This window comes from Nonomuraea sp. NPDC003201, from assembly GCF_053590415.1.
In genome coordinates, this window is the sequence record NZ_JBSFTC010000206.1 from 1 (window position 1) to 20,753 (window position 20,753).

20 protein-coding genes are annotated in these 20,753 nt (G+C 71.4%); 16 read left to right on the forward strand and 4 right to left on the reverse strand.

Annotated features, from left to right (window positions below):
* Nucleotides 1-617, forward strand: a 617-nt coding sequence (locus tag ACWDX9_RS43230) for a hypothetical protein (protein WP_449965337.1), incomplete at its 5' end; no start/stop codon positions are given.
* 163 nt (nucleotides 618-780) lie between these two features.
* On the opposite strand, the gene ACWDX9_RS43235 is transcribed toward ACWDX9_RS43230, so the two are convergent.
* Nucleotides 781-1,974 (reverse strand): MFS transporter, encoded by a 1,194-nt coding sequence (locus ACWDX9_RS43235; protein WP_449965339.1) that lies wholly within the window; start codon nucleotides 1,972-1,974, stop codon nucleotides 781-783.
* Between the two features lie 63 nt (nucleotides 1,975-2,037).
* Here ACWDX9_RS43235 and ACWDX9_RS43240 point away from each other — a divergent pair, with 63 nt between their 5' ends.
* From ACWDX9_RS43240 to ACWDX9_RS43280, 9 genes are all read left to right on the forward strand, one after another.
* The gene (locus ACWDX9_RS43240) at nucleotides 2,038-2,994 is read left to right on the forward strand and encodes a LysR substrate-binding domain-containing protein (RefSeq protein ID WP_449965342.1); all 957 of its coding nucleotides are present in this window, start codon (nucleotides 2,038-2,040) and stop codon (nucleotides 2,992-2,994) included.
* A 20-nt stretch (nucleotides 2,995-3,014) separates the two neighbouring features.
* Nucleotides 3,015-3,803 (forward strand): NUDIX hydrolase, encoded by a 789-nt coding sequence (locus ACWDX9_RS43245; protein ID WP_449965344.1) that lies wholly within the window; start codon nucleotides 3,015-3,017, stop codon nucleotides 3,801-3,803.
* Between the two features lie 145 nt (nucleotides 3,804-3,948).
* Entirely contained in the window at nucleotides 3,949-5,358 is a 1,410-nt protein-coding gene (gene boxB, locus ACWDX9_RS43250) for a benzoyl-CoA 2,3-epoxidase subunit BoxB (protein ID WP_449965347.1), read from the forward strand.
* A 71-nt stretch (nucleotides 5,359-5,429) separates the two neighbouring features.
* Complete coding sequence (locus ACWDX9_RS43255) at nucleotides 5,430-6,395, forward strand: adenylate/guanylate cyclase domain-containing protein (protein WP_350727830.1); 966 nt, start codon at nucleotides 5,430-5,432, stop codon at nucleotides 6,393-6,395.
* Between the two features lie 301 nt (nucleotides 6,396-6,696).
* Nucleotides 6,697-7,176, forward strand: coding sequence for a SigE family RNA polymerase sigma factor (locus ACWDX9_RS43260; RefSeq protein ID WP_449965349.1), 480 nt, complete (start codon nucleotides 6,697-6,699; stop codon nucleotides 7,174-7,176).
* Nucleotides 7,173-8,198: a hypothetical protein gene (locus tag ACWDX9_RS43265; RefSeq protein WP_449965351.1), complete on the forward strand. Its 1,026-nt coding sequence runs from the start codon at nucleotides 7,173-7,175 to the stop codon at nucleotides 8,196-8,198. The genes ACWDX9_RS43260 and ACWDX9_RS43265 overlap by 4 nt, the downstream gene beginning before the upstream one ends.
* Before the next feature lie 5 nt (nucleotides 8,199-8,203).
* Complete coding sequence (locus ACWDX9_RS43270) at nucleotides 8,204-8,962, forward strand: aminotransferase class IV (RefSeq protein ID WP_449965354.1); 759 nt, start codon at nucleotides 8,204-8,206, stop codon at nucleotides 8,960-8,962.
* Between the two features lie 56 nt (nucleotides 8,963-9,018).
* Entirely contained in the window at nucleotides 9,019-10,536 is a 1,518-nt protein-coding gene (locus tag ACWDX9_RS43275) for an acyl-CoA synthetase (protein WP_449965355.1), read from the forward strand.
* Between the two features lie 103 nt (nucleotides 10,537-10,639).
* Complete coding sequence (locus ACWDX9_RS43280; RefSeq protein WP_449965358.1) at nucleotides 10,640-11,293, forward strand: class I SAM-dependent methyltransferase; 654 nt, start codon at nucleotides 10,640-10,642, stop codon at nucleotides 11,291-11,293.
* Here ACWDX9_RS43280 and ACWDX9_RS43285 read toward each other — a convergent pair.
* Entirely contained in the window at nucleotides 11,290-12,855 is a 1,566-nt protein-coding gene (locus tag ACWDX9_RS43285; protein WP_449965361.1) for a benzoate-CoA ligase family protein, read from the reverse strand. The genes ACWDX9_RS43280 and ACWDX9_RS43285 overlap by 4 nt on opposite strands.
* Before the next feature lie 173 nt (nucleotides 12,856-13,028).
* On the opposite strand from ACWDX9_RS43285, the gene ACWDX9_RS43290 reads away from it, so the two are divergent.
* Entirely contained in the window at nucleotides 13,029-13,199 is a 171-nt protein-coding gene (locus ACWDX9_RS43290) for a hypothetical protein (protein WP_449965363.1), read from the forward strand.
* 281 nt (nucleotides 13,200-13,480) lie between these two features.
* Here ACWDX9_RS43290 and ACWDX9_RS43295 read toward each other — a convergent pair whose 3' ends face one another.
* Together ACWDX9_RS43295 and ACWDX9_RS43300 are read right to left on the reverse strand one after the other, a co-directional pair.
* Nucleotides 13,481-14,653 (reverse strand): hypothetical protein, encoded by a 1,173-nt coding sequence (locus ACWDX9_RS43295; protein WP_449965365.1) that lies wholly within the window; start codon nucleotides 14,651-14,653, stop codon nucleotides 13,481-13,483.
* Between the two features lie 559 nt (nucleotides 14,654-15,212).
* Nucleotides 15,213-15,965 (reverse strand): FadR/GntR family transcriptional regulator, encoded by a 753-nt coding sequence (locus ACWDX9_RS43300; RefSeq protein WP_397366844.1) that lies wholly within the window; start codon nucleotides 15,963-15,965, stop codon nucleotides 15,213-15,215.
* An 88-nt stretch (nucleotides 15,966-16,053) separates the two neighbouring features.
* On the opposite strand from ACWDX9_RS43300, the gene ACWDX9_RS43305 reads away from it, so the two are divergent.
* The 5 genes from ACWDX9_RS43305 to ACWDX9_RS43325 all read left to right on the forward strand — a co-directional run.
* A complete protein-coding gene (locus ACWDX9_RS43305; protein WP_449965368.1) occupies nucleotides 16,054-17,550 on the forward strand; it encodes an ABC transporter substrate-binding protein in 1,497 nt (498 codons plus the stop codon).
* Nucleotides 17,547-18,485 carry an ABC transporter permease gene (locus ACWDX9_RS43310; protein ID WP_449965371.1) on the forward strand — a complete coding sequence of 313 codons (939 nt, stop codon included), beginning with the start codon at nucleotides 17,547-17,549 and terminating at the stop codon, nucleotides 18,483-18,485. The genes ACWDX9_RS43305 and ACWDX9_RS43310 overlap by 4 nt, the downstream gene beginning before the upstream one ends.
* An 8-nt stretch (nucleotides 18,486-18,493) precedes the next feature.
* Nucleotides 18,494-19,378: an ABC transporter permease gene (locus ACWDX9_RS43315; RefSeq protein ID WP_449965374.1), complete on the forward strand. Its 885-nt coding sequence runs from the start codon at nucleotides 18,494-18,496 to the stop codon at nucleotides 19,376-19,378.
* Nucleotides 19,375-20,307 (forward strand): ABC transporter ATP-binding protein, encoded by a 933-nt coding sequence (locus ACWDX9_RS43320; RefSeq protein ID WP_449965376.1) that lies wholly within the window; start codon nucleotides 19,375-19,377, stop codon nucleotides 20,305-20,307. The genes ACWDX9_RS43315 and ACWDX9_RS43320 overlap by 4 nt, the downstream gene beginning before the upstream one ends.
* A partial coding sequence (locus ACWDX9_RS43325; protein ID WP_449965379.1) for an ATP-binding cassette domain-containing protein occupies nucleotides 20,276-20,753 on the forward strand: 478 nt, incomplete at its 3' end. The genes ACWDX9_RS43320 and ACWDX9_RS43325, both read left to right, overlap by 32 nt.

The window sequence follows — 20,753 nt, forward strand, 5'->3', positions numbered from 1 at the left end:
CCTGCCTGCGGGCGGTCGAGGAGGCGAGCCCGGCCGAGCGGGCGGTCCGGCTGGACCTGCTGGCCGCGGTGGAGCGCGGGTACGCCGCCCGCGACGCGCTGGTCGACTTCTGGCGGCGCACGATGGTGGCGCCGGTGTCGGAGGAGGTGTTCGCCGGGTTCGTGGCGATGGTCGTGCCCCAGCCGCCCGCCGACCCCACGCCGCCGCAGGTGGTCGCGTACGCCGAGCTGGTCAGCCTGGTCGGCGACCGGTCCCTGCTGCGGGGCCTGCTGGCCAGGGCGCGGGTCAACGTCGAGCTGATCGCCGACGAGGACGAGCTGATGAACGGGGTCGCCGAGGCGTGCGCGCTGGCCCTGCCCCTGGTGCTGGCGGGTGAGCGGCCGCGGGTGGGGCCGGAGCTCGACCGGTTCGTGGCGGCGCACGCGTCGGTGCGGGGCAGCGGCGACACCCCGGCGTTCCGGCGGGAGCTGCTGGCGAACGTGGCGGCGGACGGCGACCCGCGGATGCGGCGGTACTGGCGGCTCGTGGGCGAGGTGAGCGGGGAGGCGGCCACGCTGGGCGCGACGCACCTGTGGCTGACCGACTCCCTCGAACGCTCGATTTGCTCCACCCCCTGAACCACCGTCCCGCCGCTCCGTCCGCCGCACCCGGCCGGCTGTCCCTCGCGCTCGCCCGTCCGCCTGCGCTCGCCCGTCCGCCTGCGGCGTCGCGGCCCGCCGACCGTGAGTTACGTCTCCGCGTACCCGCGCCCGCGGCCTGGCGCGGAGATCGGGGTGACGGTCACCTTGAGCGGCGGGTCATGAGGACGGCGAGGACCGCCAGCATCAGCCAGGCCGACGTGAGCCCGATCAGCCAGGACCAGCCCGCGTGCCCGTACACGACGCCGCCCGCCGTGCCGCCGAGGCCGCTGCCCAGGTAGTAGCAGAGGGTGTAGATGCCGGCGGCGCGGCCCCGGGAGCTCGGGGGCGCCTCGGCGGCGACCCAGGCGTTGGCGATGGCGTGCGCGGCGAAGAACCCGGCGGTCAGTACGGCGAACCCGGTCACGATGAGCGGCAGCGACGGGTGCGCGGTGAGCACGGAGCCCGCCACCGTCACGGCCAGGGCCGCGACCAGCGCCTTCGTCCAGCCCAGCCGGGCCGCCAGGCGTCCGGCGGCGGCCGAGGAGGCGGTGCCCATGGCGTAGGAGAGGAAGACGAGGGAGGCGGCGGCGGGGGCGAGCGACAGGGGAGGGGCGGCCAGGCGGAACCCGGCGGCGTTGTAGAGCGCGACGAATGCCCCCGTGGCCAGCGTCCCCACGGCGAACGGCCCAATCAGCCCGGCCCCGATCCGAGCCCTCCGGACGGGCCCGGCATCCGGCGACCCGCGCCCAGAGGTCTGCGATCCGGGCTCCGGGGCGTGGTCGCGCGGGAGCGTGAGGGCCGCGAAGAGCGCGCACAGCAGGGACAGCACCGCCACCGCCAGCAGCGCGCCGTGCCACCCCATCGGCCCGGCGGCGAACCCGGCGCCGAGCCGGCCCAGCATCCCGCCGACCGAGTTCCCCGCGATCATCGCCCCCACCGCGGCGGGCAGCCGTGCCGTACCGACCGCGTCGGCCAGGTACGCCGCCGCGACCCCGGCGAACCCCGCGACCGCCACCCCCTGCACCGCCCGCATCACCAGCAGCACGGGGAAGGACGGGGCCAGCGGCAGCAGGAGCCCGATGATCACCGAGGCCAGCACCGACCAGACGATCACCCTGCGCCGCCCCACCCGCCCGGCGAGCCACGCCACCGGCAGCACGGCCACGGCCAGCGCCCCGGTGGCCACGCCGATGGTCAGCGAGGCGCTGCCCGGATCCAGCCGGAACCCGGCGGCGAGCTGTGGCAGCACGGGCTGCGGCGCGTACAGGAGGGCGAACGACGACACCCCGGCGGCGGCCACAGCCGCACTGACCCGCCGCGTGTCACGAACCGGAGGAGCCTCGAGAACCACCACGCCTGCAACGCTAAGCAAGGCTAATAAATACGTCTAATGCAGGAATGGGCGATAATTCATACCATGATGGATGAATCGGCTGACGAGCGGCTGGCGGCTCGGCTGGCGCCCGCGCTGGCCCTGCTGGCCGCCGTGGGTGAGACGGGTCACGTGACGCGCGCCGCCGAGCTGCTCGGCATCCCGCAGCCCACGGCCAGCCGCCGCCTCGCCGCACTCGCGGACCTGGTCGGCGCCCCGCTCGTCGTACCCTCCGGCCGCGGCATCCGCCTCACCCGGGCGGGCCGCACCCTGGCCGGCGCCTCCGCCCGCGCCCTCACCACGATGGCCGCCGCCGCCCGCGAGGTCCGCGAGGAGATCGACCCGGCCTCGGGCCGCGTCGTCCTGGGCTTCCTCCACCTCCTGGGCCGCACCCTCGTGCCGTCCCTCATCGGCGGCTTCCGCGAGCACCACCCCGGCATCCGCTTCAGCCTGGTGCAGGGCTCGCGCCACGACATGATCGAGGAGCTCCGCGAGGGCCGCATCGACCTGGTGTTCGTCGCCCCGATGCCCGTGGACGCCCCCGACCTCGCCGGTGCTCGCCTCGCCGACCAGGAGCTGGTGCTGTCCGTGCCCCCGTCCCACCGGCTCGCGGCGCGGGCGCGGGTGCGGGCGGCGGAGCTGACGGGGGAGGAGCTGGTGACGCTGGAGCCGGGGTACGGCCTGCGCCAGATCACCGACGACCTGTGCGCGGCGGCGGGGTTCGAGCCGAGGATCGCGTTCGAGGGCCAGGAGACGGAGACCGTACGCGGGCTGGTGGCGGCCGGGCTCGGCGTCGCCGTCCTGCCCCGCTCCACCCACCCCGCGGCGGACGCGACCGCGGCCGGCGTGGTGGAGATCCCGCTGTCCCCGCCGCTGTACCGGACCATCGGGGTGAGCTGGCTCCAGGACGCGCGCCTTCCGCCGGCCGTACGGGCCTTCCGGGACCACGCCCGCGCCGGCACCACCGCTCTGGGCCCGGGCTTCCGCCCCGCCACCCCCTGAACCCCGTCAGACTGGTGGCCATGAATCACGATGGCGATGCCGGCGTGCCGGGTTCGTTGGCGAGGGTGCTCGCGGACGTGACCGCCGAGCGGGTGGCCCAGGACGTGCGGTGGGGCATGCAGCTTTTGCCCGACGGCACCGGGCACGAGGGGACGGCGGCCGAGTCCGGCCGGGCCAGGTCCGAGACGGAGGCGGCGGCCGAGGCCGGGACGCTGACGTGGCGGCACGTCCTGGCGGAGGAGGTGCTGGAGGCGTTCGCGGAGTCGGACCCGGAGCGGTTGCGCGCCGAGCTGGTCCAGGTGGCCGCCGTCGCCGTCAAATGGGCCCAGGCCCTCGACCGCCGCGCACCCCTCACCCCCGATCGAGGGCTGCCGAGGGAACGCTTCCGGGCGATCGTCGACGTGCACGTCCTCCTCCTCCGCGACTCCACGGTGCTGCTCGGCAGGCGGGCCGGCACCGGGTACGGCGACGGGCTGTGGCACCTGCCCTCAGGTCACCTCGAGGCGGGCGAGTCGGCGACCGAGGCGGCCGTCAGGGAGGCGGGCGAGGAGGTCGGCGTGACGATCGATCCGGACGACCTCAGGTTCGTCCACGTCATGCACCGGGCCCCGGAACGCGTCGGCCTCTTCTTCGCGGCCGACACGTGGACCGGCGAGCCGTACAACGCGGAACCGGACAAATGCTCCGAGATCGCCTGGTGGCCCTTGGACGGCCTGCCCCACGACATGGTCGGCTACCCGGCGGCGGCCATCGCCAACGTCGTGAACAGCGTGCCCTACGCCCTGCACGAATGGTCTACGACTCGATGATGCGCCGTACGTAACAGAAGGCAGATTGCTGGCCGCTGCGGCCTGCGAATCCTGCGACTCGACTCGGAAAGCACTACACGGCCTTGACGCAGATAAGGGCCCGCTGTTGAACTCGGAGGTGTCGAGCGGGAGGCGGAGGTCCGGGATGTCCATCGACTACTCCGAGCGCATACCCAACAACGTCGACCTCGCGGAGGACCGCCGGCTGCGGCGGGCGCTGGAGTCGTGGCAGCCGCGCTTCCTGCAGTGGTGGTCGGAGATGGGCCCCGCGCTGCCCACCCAGGACGTCTATCTCCGCACGGCCGTCGCGGTCGGCCGCGAGGGGTGGGCGCATTTCGATCACGTGGCGCTCCCGGACTACCGCTGGGGCATCTTCCTCGCCGAACGCGACACCGACCGGCGCATCGCGTTCGGGCAGAACAAGGGGCGGCCCGTCTGGCAGCAGGTGCCCGGCGAGCACCGGGCGGACCTGCAGCGGCTCATCGTCATCCAGGGCGACACCGAGCCGGCCAGCGTCGAGCAGCAGCGGCGGCTCGGCCTCACCGCCCCCTCCCTCTACGACCTGCGCAACCTCTTCCAGGTGAACGTGGAGGAGGGGCGGCACCTGTGGGCCATGGTCTACCTGCTGCACGCCTACTTCGGCCGGTCCGGGCGGGAGGAGGCCGAAGCGCTCCTGTTGCGCAACTCGGGCAGCGAGGACTCTCCGCGCATCCTGGGCGCCTTCAACGAGGAGACGCCGGACTGGCTGTCGTTCTACATGTTCACGTACTTCACCGACCGGGACGGGAAATACCAGCTCGGCACGCTGAAGGAGTCGGCGTTCGACCCGCTGAGCCGTACCTGCGAGTTCATGCTCAAGGAGGAGGCCCACCACATGTTCGTGGGGACCACGGGCGTGGACCGGGTGGTGGAGCGTACGGCGCAGCTGATGCGCGAACACGACACCGACGACATCTGGGAGCACGGCGGCATCCCGCTCGACGTCCTCCAGAAGTACATCAACTTCCACTACAGCGTCAGCCTCGACCTCTTCGGCGGCGAGACCTCCACGAACGTGGCCAACTACTTCACCGCCGGGCTCAAGGGGCGATGGCAGGAGGAGCGGCGCAAGGACGACCACCTGCTCACCGAGGCGGTCGCCGTCGTGCAGCGGGTCGAGGCGGGGCGGCTGGCCGACGTCGAGCTGCCCGCGCTCACCGCGCTCAACGCCGACCTGCGCGGCGAGTACGTCGCCGACTGCGCCACCGGCGTCAACCGGTGGAACCGGATCCTCACCGACCGCGGTCTCGACGCCGTTCTCTACCTGCCGCACCTGGGGTTCAACCGGCGGGTGGGCATGTTCGGCGGGCACCACGTCTCACCGCACGGGCGCCTTCTGGATGAGCCGGCCTGGGAGGCGTCCCGCGACCGGTGGCTGCCGACGGCCGAGGACAAGACGCGCGTCAAGGCACTGATGCGCCCCGTCTACGAGCCGGGGAAGATCGCGGCCTGGGTGGCGCCGCCCCGCAACGGCATCAACGGCCGTCCGTTCGACTACGAGTACGTCCACCTGTGACGGGCCCCTCGGGAGCGGATCTTGCGGGGAGTGGAGGCGTGACCTGGCCCACAGGGTGTTATCTTGCCTGCGTGGCGGGCGTGGATGGGGAGGACGGGCTGACGGAGGCCTTTCTGCGCGAGCCGCGGCGCTATACCAGCCACCAGGTGGCCTACATGGCAGGGGTGCCGGTCTATCGCGCGCGGCGTTACTGGCGTGCTCTGGGGTTCGCGAACGTGGCCGACGACGCGGTCGAGTTCACCGACTCCGACGTGGAGGCGCTCAGGACGATGCTCGAGCTGGTCAGCTCGGGCGTCTACGACGAGGAGCACATGCTGCTGGTCGCGCGTTCGATCGGCAGCGCGACGACCCGGCTGGCGGAGTCGCAGGCCGAGCTGGGCGTCGAGGCGCTCGACCAGGCCGGGGTGCCGCTGGCCGAACGCCCGCGGGCCTGGCGCCGGCGGGCCGAGCGGGTGGTGCCCGACCTGGCGCGCCTGCTGGTCTACGGCTGGCAGCGCCAGCTCGCCGCCGCCGCGGGGCGCATCGCCGAGCAGGACATGAGTGCCGTACGCCTGGCCGTCGGCTTCGCCGACCTGGTCGCGTTCACCCGGCTGAGCAGGCAGATCACGGGGAGCGAGCTGTCCAGGCTGATCGACAGGTTCGAGGGGCGCTCGGCCGACATCGTGACCTCCACCGGCGGGCGGGTGGTCAAGACGCTGGGCGACTCGGTGCTGTTCGTGGCCGACCAGTCGCACGTCGTGGCCGAGATCGCGCTGCGGCTGGTGGAGACGCACGCGAAGATCAAGGACATGCCGGAGCTGCGGGTGGGGCTGGCGGCGGGGCCGGTGATCTGGCGCATGGGGGACGTCTTCGGCACCACGGTCAACCTCGCCAGCCGGCTCACGGCGCTGTCGCTGCCGGGGACGATCCTGGCGGATCCGCAGTTCGCCGAGGAGCTGGAGGGGGACCGGGCGTTCCGGCTGCGGCCCGTCAACCGGCTGTCGGTCCGCGGGCTCGGCGAACTGGCCCCGTTCACGGTCACCCGCGCCGGCTCCTGACCCACCACCCCGGACCCCACCCCTTCCACTGAGTGCGACGGGGCCAGGGGCCGCCGACCGGCGTCCCGGCGGCGTGCCGGCCGTGGCGAGGTGGGCCGTGGCGAAGTGGGCCGTCGGGCGGCGGCTGTGGCGTGGTCGGGCCGGTGGCGGAGTGCCGAGGCGCCGGGGCTTTTCGGACGGTGGCCGAGGCCGGGCGGTGGGATCGGGTGTGCGCTCCCAGGCCGTTGCCGGGGGTGGGCAACCTGGGGTTGTTGTCGATGCGTCACTACCGGCGACAGGCTCCCACGAGAGGCGAATCAAGTTGGCGGATAGGGCGATATTTCAGGACTTCGTGGTGGCGAGGTCGGATCGGCTGTTACGCACGGCGTACCTGCTGACCCACGACTGGGCCACCGCGGAGGACCTGCTGCAGGAGGCGCTGGCCAAGGCGTGGTTCGCCTGGCCGGGCATCGACGAGCCGGAGGCGTACGTGCGCCGCGTCCTGGTGACCACGTACACCTCCTGGTGGCGCCGCAGGTGGCGCAGGGAGCTGCCCAGCGGGGACCTGCCGGAGGCGCCCGCGTACGACGACGCGGGCAGGGGCGACGAGCTGTGGCAGGCGGTCGGACGGCTGCCCGCCAGGCAGCGCGCGGTGATCGTGCTGCGCTTCTACGAGGACCTGCCGGTGGCCGAGGTGGCCGCGATCATGGGCTGCCAGGAGGGCACGGTCAAGAGCCAGACCGCCAAGGCGCTGGCCAAGCTGCGAGTGGACGAGTCGATCGTGAAGGAGCTGCACCGATGACCGTGCAAGACCTGCGTGACGTCCTGCGCGAGCGGGCCGAGGCCCCCTCGCCGGGCAACCCGAACCGGCACGAACAGGTCCGCTCCCGCATCCGCGGGACCCGCCTGCGCAGGCGGGCGACGGCGGGCGCGGTGGCGGTGGCGGCGAGCGCCGTAGTGGGCGTCTCCTTGTTCCCCGGTACGGTGACGGCACCGGGGCCCGGCACGACCGCCACGGCAGGGACCGAACAGGACAAGCCCGCCGGACTGCCCGAGGAGTTCACCGCCGGCGACGGCACCGCGTACCGCCGCCTGGCCGTCGGCACGATCAAGAAGGAGGGCGCGAAGAAGGTCTCGCTCACGGTGCCGGTCTCCGGCAAGCCGCTGGACGTGGCCATGACCTGCTACGGCGACACCGGCGCCGATTCGCCCATCGTCTTGGTGAACGGCAGGGCCGACACCGGCTCCCAGGCCATGTCGTGCGCGAAGGCGATGCGGTTGCGCCCGATGTCACTGGTCCGGCGCGGCGCGACGGAGGCCACGGTCACGTTCGACACGACCGTCGTCGCCCGGGGCTGTGTCCAGCGGCAGAAGGACGGGCCGTGCGTGACTCCCAAGCCGAAGGAGGCCACCTGGCACGTGGCCGTCTACGAGTGGACGCCGCCCGCCCGGCCGGTCGAGCCCGAGCCGGTCAGGGACTTCCCTGACCGGCTGGCAGGGTGGAAGCTGGCCCGTTCGGCGACGGGTATGTGGGATCGGAATCGGTCCTTCACCCTCGTGGTCACGAGCCCGGGCGGCAGGATCAGCGTCGACCAGCTCTGCACGGGTGAGCTGGCCACGCGGATGTGGTTCAAATACCGGGTCGGCGCCGAGGAATCCATGGCCACGAGCTGCGCCGTCTGGAAATCAGGCCCGTACCCCATGGCCATGCAGGAATTTTTCGTCCCCAAAGGCAAGAAGGTGACGATCACCGGAAAGATCGGCTTCTGGGGCGAGTACACGAACCGCCCGGTGCGATGGTCGGTGGGCGTGTACGTAAAGTAGATCGCGTGACGGAACGGGCAGCCTTCGAGGGCAGGCTGGTGGACGCCGACGCGCGCCTCATGTGGCAGGCGCGCTACGGCCACTTCACCGCCATGCAGGTCAGGGATCGCCGGGTGCGGGGGCTCGACCTGCACATCGCCCGGCTGGAGACGGCCAACGCCGAGCTGTTCGGGGTCCCGGTCGACCGCGCCGCCGTGCTCGGCTCCGTCGCGGCGGTGCTCGGCGACGACGTGCGGGACGCGAGCGTACGGGTGTCCGTGGTGGAGTTCGCCGACGGCCCGCGCGTCATCGCCGTCGCCGCTCCGCCCCACGAGCCGCCCACCGGCCCGGTGAGCGTCAAGTCGGTCGTCGGCCAGCGCTACCTGCCGCACATCAAGCAGGCCTCCGGCATGATGCAGGCCCACATCGGGCGGCAGGCCGAGCGCGAGGGCTTCGACGAGGCGCTGCTCACCGCCGAGGACGGCCTGATCAGCGAGGGCTCGATCACCAACGTGGGCGGCTTCGCCGGCGGGCGCCTGGTCTGGCCGGAGGCGCCGATGCTGCGCGGGATCACGATGCAGCTGCTGGAGCGGATGGACGTCCCGCAGGAGCGGCGGCCGTTGAAGGTCGCCGACCTGCAGGGCCTCGACCAGGTCTTCCTCTGCAACTCCTGGGGCGTCTGGCCGGTCGGCGCGGTGGACGGCATCCCGCTGCCCCAGGACGACACGCTGATGGCGAGCGTTCTCGAGCATTACGACCGTATTGCGTGGGATCCACTGGACTGACCCCTTTGTCAGGTACGATCGCCGATCATCGTTCTGCGATCGCAAGGGAAGTCCGCATGACGACTCGCCGGCACGCCATTGGTGATCTCCTCCGTCGCTCCGCCGCCCGCCACCCGGCCAAGACCGCCGTCGTCTACGGCGACCTGCGGCAGAGCTACGCCGACCTCGACCTGGCGGTGAACCGCACGGCCAACGCCCTGGCCGCGCGCGGCGTCGGCAAGGGCGACCGGTTCGCCGTCTTCAGCCACAACAACCACGCGTTCGTGGTGGCGTACTTCGCGCTGGCGCGGCTGGGCGCGATCTCCGTGCCGATCAACTTCATGCTGGGCACGGCGGAGGTCGCGTACATCCTGGAGCATTCCGGCGCGACCGGGATCCTCGTGGAGGAGGCGCTGCTGCCGGTGGCCGCGGCGGCGGCCGGGCCGCAGGTACGGGTGCGCGGCGTGATCGGTGCGGCCGACGGCTGGGAGTCGTTCAAGGAGTGGGCGGCCTTCGACGACGCGTCGGAGCCGCAGGTGGAGATCGCCGACGACGACCCGATCCAGCTCATGTACACCAGCGGCACCGAGTCGCGGCCCAAGGGCGCCACGCTGTCCAGCCGCAGCCTGATCGCCCAGTACGTCACCTGCGTCGTGGACGGCGAGATGAGCCACCACGACGTCGAGATCCACGCCCTCCCGCTCTACCACTGCGCCCAGCTGCACTGCTTCCTGACGCCCGGCGTCTACCTCGGCGCCACCAACATCATCCTGCCCGGCGCCACCCCGGCGTCGATCCTGGCCACCATCGAGGGCGAGCGCGCCACCAAGCTCTTCTGCCCGCCCACCGTCTGGATCGGCCTGCTGCGCCACCCCGACTTCGACCGCCGCGACCTGTCGTCCCTGCGCAAGGGCTACTACGGCGCCTCGATCATGCCCGTCGAGGTGCTGAAGGAGATCGCCGCCCGCCTGCCGGACGTCCGCCTGTTCAACTTCTACGGACAGACGGAGATGGCCCCGGTCGCCACCATCCTGGGCCCGGAGGAGCAGCTCACCCGCCTCGGCTCGGCCGGCAGGGCCGCCCTCAACGTCGAGACCAGGGTCGTCGACGACCAGGACAGGCCCGTGCCGCCCGGCGTGGTCGGCGAGATCGTCCACCGCAGCCCGCACGCCATGCTCGGCTACTGGAACGACCCGGACAAGACCGCCGAGGCGTTCAGGGGCGGCTGGTTCCACAGCGGCGACCTGGGCGCCATGGACGCCGACGGCTACCTGTCCGTGGTGGACAGGAAGAAGGACATGATCAAGTCGGGCGGCGAGAACGTCGCGAGCCGCGAGGTGGAGGAGGCCATCTACCAGCACCCGGAGGTGGCGGAGGCGGCCGTGTTCGGGGTGCCGGACGACACGTGGATCGAGGCGGTCACGGCCGCGGTGGTGCTGCGCGAAGGGGGCGGGGCGACGGAGCAGGAGCTGATCGCGTTCCTGCGGGAGCGGCTGGCGGCGTTCAAGACGCCCAAGCGGGTGGTGTTCGTGGACGCCCTGCCCAAGAACGCCTCCGGCAAGGTGCTCAAGCGGGAGCTGCGCGACGCGTTCTGATCGCGCGCTTGCGTCAGCTCGGCGATTAGCGGGCATTCACTCTCGGTGACGAACTCCTCCTCAGACCCTGGGGCGCTCCTCCGCCTCGACCGAGAGAGACCGCATGCCGAGTTTGCCGGAGATCATGCACCGTACGTTCTTCCGTACCCTGTCCCTGCTGTCTCCGGCGGGGCAGGCGGTGCTCCTGCGCTACGTCTTCGACTGGTTGCACCGGACCCCTGACCCGTGGAGCCTCGCCACGGACAGTTACGAGCAGGACAAGTACCGGACCACGCTCCAGCACCTGCCCGCCCGGCCGTACCGGCGGATCATCGACGTCGGGTGCAGCGAGGGCGTGTTCACGCACGCTCTCGCGGTGACGTACCCGGACGCGGAGATCATCGGGGTGGACGTGTCGGAGCGGGCCCTGGCACGGGCGCGCGAGCGGGTGCCGCAGGACGGGCGGGTGCGCTTCATCCGGGCGGACATCCTCACCCACCGCCCCGACCAGCGCTTCGACCTGGTGTTCTGCTCCGAGACCCTCTACTACCTGGGCCGCCACGAGCGGCTGCGGCGGGCTTCGGCGCAGCTCAGCGAGCTGCTGGTGCCCGACGGGGTGCTCGTGGCGGTCCACCCGTGGCCCGAGGCCGGCCGGCTGCACCACTACCTGGACTCGCACGCGGCGCTGTCACGGCTGACCGAGCAGGTCTACACGGCCACGTCGCGGCCGTTCGCCATCACCGTCTACGGGACGAAACCGGCGCCGCCGGCCTCCTAGCCGCCGGTCTTGCCCAGGAGGTCGGCGGCGATCTGGCGGATCACCACGCGCTGGATCTTGCCGGTCGCCGTCTTCGGCAGCTCGTCCAGCACCAGGACCTCGCGCGGCCGCTTGAAGGAGGCCAGGCCCTCCCGGCAGAAGCCGATCAGCTCGCCGGCGTCCACCGCGCGGCCCGGGGCGGACACCACGCAGGCCACCGGCTTCTCCAGCCCGTCCTCGTCGATGTACGCCACGACGGCGCACTCGCCCACCGACTCGTGCTGGAGCAGCCGGGCCTCGACCTCCATCGGCGACACCCAGATGCCGCCGGCCTTGATCATGTCGTTGGAGCGGCCGAGGCACTGGTAGAAGCCGTCCTCGTCTCTGATGTAGGTGTCGCCGGTACGCAGCCACTCGCCCTGGAACACCTGCCGGGTGGTCGCCGTGCGGCACCAGTAGCCGGTGGCCACCGACTCGCCCCGGACGTACAGGTGGCCCGGCTCCCCGTCCTTGACGGGCGCGCCGGAGTCGTCGAGCAGCTTGGCCTCGTAGCCGGGCACGACCGTGCCCGAGCTGCCGGGGCGTACCCGGCCCGGGTGGTTGGAGATGAAGATGTGCAGCGCCTCCGTCGAGCCGAGGCCGTCGATGATGTCCACCTCGAAGCGCTCGGTGAAGCGGCGGTGGATCTCGGCGGGCAGTGCCTCGCCTGCGGAGACGGCCAGCCGTACGGACTGGAAGGCGCCGGCGGGGATGTCGGCGGCGAGCAGCGCCGCGAAGAACGTCGGGCCCGCGAAGAACAGCGTCGGCCGCTCCTCGATCACCCTGGCGACCACGCCCGCGGGGGTGGGCCGCGCCGGGTCGAGGACCGCCGTGGCGCCCGCGGCCAGAGGGAAGAACATGGAGTTGCCGATGCCGTACGCGAAGAACAGCCGCGCGACCGAGAAGCACCGGTCGTCGGGGCGGATGCCGAGGACCTGCCGCCCGTACCCCTCGTAGACCTCCTGGATGGCGCCGTGCCGGTGCATGGCCGCCTTGGGGGCGCCGGTGGTGCCGGAGGTGTAGAGCCAGAGGGCGGGGGAGTCGCGCCAGGTGCCGTACGGGAGGCCCGCCGCCCTGCCCGACTCCAGGATGTCGGACCACAGGCACACCGGCGTTTCCTCCTCCGCCGGCGGCGGGTCGATGAGGACGAGCACCGCCACGTCGGGCGTGCTCCGCACGGCCTCGCGCACGGTCGGCGCGAACTCGGGAGTGGCCACGACGACCCTCGCCCGCGAGTCCCGGACCAGGGTGGCGAGCTCGGTGGGGTTGTACATGGTGGAGACCGGTACGGCGACCGCGCCCATGCGCATGACGGCCAGGACGGTGATCGCGGTCTCCGGGCGGTCGGACATGACGAGCAGGACCCGCTCCTCGGGGCGGACGCCCATCGTGCGTAAGCCGGCCGCGAACCTGGCCACGTGGCCGGCCAGCTGCGCGTAGGTCAGCGTGCCCGCGGGGCCCGTGACGGCGATGCGATCGCCGTGGCCCGCTTCGACCTGGCGGTCCACGAGAAAGACGCTGGCGTTGAACGACTCGGACGACATGGGCGTCCCCATCCGCAGGCGCGTGTACGTAGGGAAATCTTCTACACAGGAGGGATGTGACGTCAATGACATGTAGTGCGGGGAAACCGGTCGTCCGGGGTTGCGGTCCCTGGGAGGTCTTCGACCTCCGCCTCATGCCGGGGCACGCCGGCTGGTCCTGCTGGATGGGCTCGATGAGATCACCTATCGCGGTGCAGCTCGCGTGCGAGGCGGGAGCCCGAGTGATCGGCACCGGCAGGGCCGGCGACAGGGACACAGCACTCGACCTCGGCGCGGATGCCTTCTTGGACCTGCGGGCCGATGCCCCTGAAGATGCCGGTCAGGTCGACGTGGTGTACGGGTGAGTTACCGGGCGTGCGGCGAAACCCGGCAGCGTGTCATGAGTGCTGTCGATCGAGGACGACCGACCGTGCGGGAGGGCCTTGGGCCGGTCCGGACCCGAACAGTCCGCTGCGGACGGAAAGTCGTGTCCGGACCAGCCGGAGGTGGGCTGTGGCACGGTGACGGTATCGGTCGGCCGGTCGAAGCCAATCCTTGGCAGAAGGAGCGACGGCCCTCTGCGGCGGGGTGGTCTGGGCGGGCCGCCGGCGTGGCGGCGCCGCCGGTGGCGATGGTCATGGCGTCTCTAGCCGTAGCAGGCGTCGTACAGGACGCCGCCGCGGCTGAGCAGGAAGACGTGCGTGTAGGTGATCTCGGGGGAGTCCTCGATGATGACGCCCTCGCCGAGCTGCGGGTCGAAGACGTCGCGGACGAGGTCGCCGACTCTGGACCAGGACCAGCGGCCTTCCGTGTTCGCCTGATCAGCCCACACGGCGGCGGTGGTGTCGCCCACCAGGGCGGCCGGGAAGAAGTCCCCGTCGGCGCGCGGCTGAACGAGGGCGGTCCCCAGGCCGAAGTTCACCTGCTCCTCGGGCGGGGCGCCGGCATCGAGCCAGTGTGGGCCGACGGCGTCGGTGACGTGGGCGTACAGCGGCTGCCCGTGGGCGGTGATGAAGGCGCAGACCTGTGGAGCCTTGTCATCGGCGTTCTGGACGGCCGTCACGCCGGCGGTGCCGCTGCTCGGAATCGGCGGCTTTTCGAGGTTGATCCATTGGGTCTCGCCCGTGTCGGAGACACACAGCCACAGGTTTCCGTCGCCGCCGTTCATGTAGACGTGCAGGAGCCCGTGGCCGGTCGCTCGGTCGGTGACGGCCACCACGCCGATCTTCCCGCTGAGGCCGACGCCCTCGGGGTGGCGCAGGTTGGCCCACTGCCAGTGGCGCTGAGTGGCGTTCCACCAGCCGGCCCACAGATTGGTGTCCTGGCCGCGTACGACCACGAACGGCTGGGCGCTGGCGCCGGGGACCAGTGCGAGGGAGACCGCGCCGATGCCTTCTGTGAGGGTCGTGCCAGGTGGCGTGCCCAGAGCCGTGGGGACCCACCTGATGCCATCCCACCAGTACAGCTGCAGTTGCCTGTCAAGCAGGACGAAGACATAGGGGCGGGTGCCCCGGCTGTCGTCGTCGACGGCGACGACGCCCACCGGTTGGTCGGCCGCGCCTTTCACGTGGGTCCACTCCCACACGCCGGGACCGTGCGGGGTGACCATCCACAGGTGGCCGTCGGTGCCCTTGACGAAGGCGACCGGCGAGGGGATGGGGGCGAACGTGGAATTGAGCATTCTGATCGCGCCGAGCGCTTCGGCGATCGCCCCGGACTGCGGCTGGCCGACCTTCTCCAGGTGCCACCGCCGCCGGATCGGCACGTCCTGGTGAATGTCCTGCGCCTGTGTGCTCTGCCGGCCATCGTTGGTTGTCATGGTCCGTCCCGTCCTGATGGATTCGATGCACGTACCGTCGCTCGCCCGGATCGCCGAACTCTCACAAACCGATACACGCTCGATCGGCGCTGATCGAAATACATTGGCGGGTGCGAAAACATGCACCTATTGACATGTCATGGGGTGCCCGGGCAGGCGTACCGCGACCACGTGTGGTGGCAGCCGCCACGACGGACGGCCGCCGGCGCCGGACAACGTGGGTCACGCGGCTACATGGGGACGACGGGGGTGAGGAACCGGCGGATGGCCGTCATCGATGAGAACGATCTTGCCAGGGCTCCTCGCCTACGATGCCCGTCTCGTTTCGTTGGCCAAGGAAGCGGTACGCCTGGTGGGTGAGATGCCGAAGTCCCATGACGCGGATGACTTGAAGACCAACGGTGAGGAGGCCAGGGCGGCCTTGGATGCCTTCGTGGCCGCGGCGGCCGACACGACAGCGAGCGCCGGGGAGGCTCGACCGGGATGTCAGGGCCGTTCAGTGGCGATCGCGAGATCGTTCAGCCAGACGACGGGGTGGTGTGCGGGCGGCGGCGGGGGATCAGTCGAGGAGGGCGCTGAGAGCGGGGCGTTCGGGGGCGGGGATGTAGCCGGCGTAATAGTCGTACATCGCCTTTTTCGACAGCCGGGCGGCCAGCGGGCCGTCGCCGGCGCGCATGGCGGCCAGCACCTCCTCGTGGTGCCGGATGCTCTGCCGCATCAGCGCCTCCCGGTCGGGCGCGTCGGCGATCTTCTCCGAGATCAGCTTGAGCACGATCGAACGGACCACGTCCGTGCAGATCTGGATGAGCTTGTTGCCGCTCGCCCGCGCCACCACGTCATGGAAGGCCACGTCGGCCTCGCCGAACGTGTCCTGCCCCGTCTCCACGGCGGTCCGCATGTGCGCGACGGCCGACTCCATCTCGGCGAACTGCGCGTCGGTGCGCAGCCGGGCCGCCAGCAGGATCGCCGACGAGTCGAGCACCATCCTGAACTGCACCAGCTCGGCCAGCGACAGCTCCTCCACCCTGGCCAGCGTGGTCATCGACTTGTGCAGCGTGGCGGGCGAGAACGGCAGCACCTCCGCCCCGTTGGGGTCGCCGGGCCGTGACCGCACCAGGCCGCGCGCCTGCAGCACCCGCAGCGCCTCGCGCACGGTGGACCGGCTGACCGAGAACTGCACCATGAGCTCCCGCTCGCTCGGCAGCCGCTCGCCCGGCGAGAGGGAGCCGCTCTCGATGGCCTCCTCGACCTGCTCCACCACCCGCTCATAGGCACGTACGGTACGCACCGGCTCGAACCTCGGACCACCCATGAAAGCCCCCTTGACCCGAGCCGCCGCCGACTGGCAATGTGCGTAGCCTACTGGTCCGACCAGTGCACTAGCCAGGAGGCAGTAACACATGAGGCGAATCGGCATCTGGATCGCCGCCGGCGGTCTCCTGCTGGGCACGGCCGCCTGCGGCGGCACCTCCAGCGGCGGCGGCAGTGCGGGCACCCCCAAGACCCAGACCCTTTCCGTCGGATTCGTGGCCGAGCCCGCGAACCTCGACTTCACCTCGACGGAGGGCGCCGCCATTCCGCAGGCGCTGCTCGTCAACGTCTACGAGGGCCTGGTCAAGCTCGACCAGGACGGCAAGATCGTGCCACTGCTCGCCGAGAAGTGGGACGTCTCGCCCGACCGCAAGACCTACACGTTCAGCCTGCGCAAGGACGTCAAGTTCAGCAGCGGAGCGCCGTTCACGGCCGACGACGTGGCGTTCTCGCTCGACCGGGTCAAGACGGACTGGAAGCTCAAGATCAAGGCGCAGCTCGACGTCGTCGACAAGGTGGAGAAGAAGGACGACTCCACCGCCGTCGTCACGCTCAAGAAGCCGAGCAACGGCTTCCTCTACTCGATGGCCACCAGGCTCGGCGCCATGTTCAGCCGCACCGGGATCGCCGACCTGGCCAACAAGCCCGTCGGCACCGGCCCGTACACGCTCGGCTCGTGGCGGCGCGGCGACTCCATCCAGCTCAACGCGAACGCCTCCTACTGGGGCACCAAGCCGCCGCTGTCGTCGATCACGCTGAAGTACTTCAAGGACGCCACGGCGATGAACAACGCGCTGCTGACCGGCGGCATCGACGTCATCTCCGCCGTGCAGGCGCCCGAGTCGCTGCAGCAGTTCGCCGACCCCAACCGCTTCCAGACGGTCGAGGGCACCACCAACGGCGAGGTCGTGCTGTCGATGAACAACAGCCGCCCGCCGTTCAACGACAAGAAGGCCAGGCAGGCCGTCCGCTACGCGATCGACCACAAGGCGCTGCTGGAGACCGCCTGGGCCGGGCGCGGCCAGCTGATCGGCTCGATGGTGCCGCCCACCGACCCCTGGTACGAGGACCGCACCGGCGACTACCCGTACGACCCGGCCAAGGCCAAGGAACTGCTCGGCGGCAAGACGCTCAACGTCAAGATGCGCATCCCCAACCTGCCGTACGCGGTGGCCGGCGCGCAGGTCGTCAAGTCGCAGCTCGCGCAGGTCGGCATCACCGCCGACATCGAGCCCCTGGAGTTCCCGGCCCGCTGGCTGGACGTGGTGTTCAAGCAGGGCGACTACGACCTGTCCATCATCAACCACGTCGAGCCCCGCGACATGGGCATATTCGCCGACAAGTCGTACTACTTCCGCTACGACAACCCCGAGTTCGGCAAGCTCCTCGCCTCCGCCGACGAGGGTACCGAGCAGCAGCAGACCGACGACCTGAAGAAGGCCGCCAAGCTGCTGTCCGACGACGCGGCCGCCGACTGGCTCTTCCTCTTCCCCAACCTGATCGTGGCGAAGAAGGGCGTCACCGGGCTGCCGAAGAACGCCATCGCGGAGTCCTTCGACTTCACCGCGCTCTCCAAGCAGCAGTGACGCTTTACCTGGTCAAACGCCTGGCGGTGCTCGTCGCGAGCACCGCCGTGGCGGGCGTGGTGGTGTTCGCGTTCATGGCGATGCTGCCCGGCGACCCGGCGGAGGTCGCGCTCGGCGTGAACGCCACGCCCGACGCGGTGGCGGCGCTGCGCAAGCAGTTCGGCACCGACCGGCCGCCCGTCGTGCAGTTTTTCGACTGGTTCGGCGGGCTCCTGCACGGCGACTTCGGCACCTCGTACGTGACCAGCTCGCCCATCGGCCCGCAGATCAGCGACCGGCTCGGCGTCACGGCCGTGCTGGTGCTCGGCGGGATGCTGGTGGCGCTGGTCATCGCGGTGCCGCTCGGCACGTTCGCGGCCGTGCACCACCACAACCCGCTCGGGGCGGCCATCAGCGCGCTCAGCCAGGTCGGCATCGCGATCCCGGCGTTCCTGGCGGGCATCCTGCTGGTGTTCGTGTTCGCGGTGCAGGCCCAGGCGCTGCCGTCCGGCGGCTACGTGCCGATCGCCGAGAACCCTGCGCAGTGGCTGCTCAGCCTGTTGTTGCCGTGGTTGTCGCTCGGTCTCGTGCAGGGCGCGGTCCTGACCCGGTACGTGCGCAGCGCCGTGCTCGACGTGATGCGCGAGGACTACCTGCGCACGGCCCGCGCCAAGGGCCGGGGCAGCACCGGAGCCCTGTGGCGGCACGGCCTGCGCAACGCCTCGATCCCCGTCGTCACCGTGCTCGGCCTGCAACTGGCCACGCTGCTGATCGGCGCGGTCGTGGTCGAGCGGGTCTTCGTCATCCCCGGGCTCGGCGACCTGCTGCTCAACGGCGTCGCCGGGCGTGACCTGCTGCTCGTCCAAGGTGTGGTGATGGTGCTGGTGGCGGCCGTCCTGCTGATCAACTTCGTGGTGGACCTGGCCTACCGCGTACTCGATCCGAGGCTGCGATGAGGGGCCGGATGAACGCCGGGCTGCTGGTCGGCGGCGTGCTCGTCGGGCTCGTGGTGCTGGCGGCGGCGGTGTCGTTCTTCTGGACGCCGCACGACCCGACGCTCGTGGACGCGGCGCGCAAGCTGCGGCAGCCGGGCGGCGGCTACCTGCTGGGGGCCGACAAGTTCGGCCGCGACACCTTCAGCCAGATCATGGTCGGCGCCCGGACCACGCTCTACGTGGGCATCGTGGCCGTCGGCATCGCCGCCGTCATCGGCACGCCGCTCGGCATGATCGCCGGGATGACGCCGCGCGGCTGGCTCTCCGAGCTGATCATGCGGGTCAACGACCTGGTGTTCGCGTTCCCGGCGCTGCTGCTGGCCGTCATGCTCGGCGCGGTCTACGGGCCGGGCACGCTCACCGCGATGATCGCGATCGGCGTGGCCACCGTGCCCGCGTTCGCCCGGGTGGCCCGCGCCGCCACGCTCCAGGTCATGGTGACCGACTACATCCTGGCCGCCAGGGCCGCCGGGCGCCGCCGCCCGGCCATCGCGATGCGCCACGTGCTGCCGAACATCGGCTCCGTGCTCATCGTGCAGGCGTCGGTGTCGTTCGCGATCGCGATCCTGGCCGAGGCGGCGCTGTCGTTCCTCGGCTTCGGCACCCGCCCGCCGACCCCGTCGTGGGGGCGGATGCTGCAGGAGTCGCAGGAGCTGCTGTTCTCGACCCCGCGACTGGCGCTCTGGCCCGGCCTGGCGATCGCGCTCGCGGTGCTCGGCTTCAACCTCCTGGGGGACGGCCTGCGCGACTACCTCGATCCGAAGCTCAGGAGGGTCCGGGAGCGAACCCGACGCAGCGAGCGGAGTGGAGGCCCGACGGAGGAGGGACTCCGCGGAGCGAGTGAGGAGCGGTGAGCGACCCAGTGAGCATGTTGAGGGTTGAGGGACTGACCGTACGGGCCGACTCGCTGGAGCTCGTGCACGAGGTGTCGTTCGCCATCGCGCCCGGTGAGCGGGTCGGGCTGATCGGCGAGTCCGGGTCCGGCAAGTCGCTGACCGCGCTGTCGCTCATGGGCCTGCTCCCCGAGGGCGTCACCGCCTCGGGCACGGCCACGATGGGCGGGAACGACCTGGTCGGCGTGCCCGAGAGCCGGCTGAAGCGGCTGCGCGGCCAGGACGTCTCCATGGTCTTCCAGGAGCCCATGACCGCGCTCAACCCGCTCATGCGCATCGGCGCCCAGGTCGCCGAGGTCATGACCCTGCACGGCACGCCGCGCGCGCGGGCCCGGGAGAAGGCGCTCGACCTGCTGGAACGCGTACGCCTGCCCGAACCGGCGCAGATCGCCCGCGCGTACCCGCACCAGCTCTCCGGCGGCCAGCGCCAGCGCGTCATGCTCGCCATCGCGCTGGCCAACGAGCCGAGCCTGCTCATCTGCGACGAGCCCACCACGGCGCTCGACGTCACGGTGCAGAAGCAGATGCTGGCTTTGATCGCCGAGGTCGCGCCCGCGCTGCTGTTCATCACCCACGACCTCGCCGTCGTGGCGTCGGTGTGCGAGCGGGTCCTGGTCATGTACGGGGGCCGCGTCGTCGAGAGCGGCCCCATCCGCGAGGTCTTCACCCGGCCCCGCCACCGCTACACCGAGGGCCTGCTGGCCGCCTCCAGGCTCACCCCGCGCGGCACCCGGCTGCCCACCATCAAGGGCAGCGTGCCGCCGGCCGGGCAGTTCCCCGGTGGCTGCGTCTTCCGCAACCGCTGCCCGCACGCCACCGCCGAGTGCGAGACCGTACCCGCGCTGACAGGAGACGGCCATGCCCACGCATGCTGGCACCCCGCTGATTGAGGCCCGCGACCTCAGCCGCGTCTACCACCGGCCCCGCACCTCGCTCACCAAGGCGGGCGCCGCCGTGCACGCGCTCAAGGACGTGTCGCTCACGGTGGGCCGGGGCGAGCGGTACGGCATCGTCGGCGAGTCCGGCTCCGGCAAGTCGACGCTGCTGCGCCTGCTGTGCGGGCTTGATCAGCCGACCGGCGGGTCCATCCTGTTCGACGGGCAGGAGATCGCCGGCAAGCCGGAACGCCGGCTGCGCTTCCTGCGGGAGAACCTGCAGATCGTCTTCCAGGACCCGATGAGCTCGCTCGACCCCCGCATGCGCGTCCGGGACCTGGTCGCCGAGCCGCTCGTCGCGCTCGGCCTGCCGGTCGGCGACCGGGTGACCGAGCTGCTGGAGGGGGTCGGGCTGCCCGCCTCGGCCGCCGAACGCTACCCGCACCAGTTCTCCGGCGGGC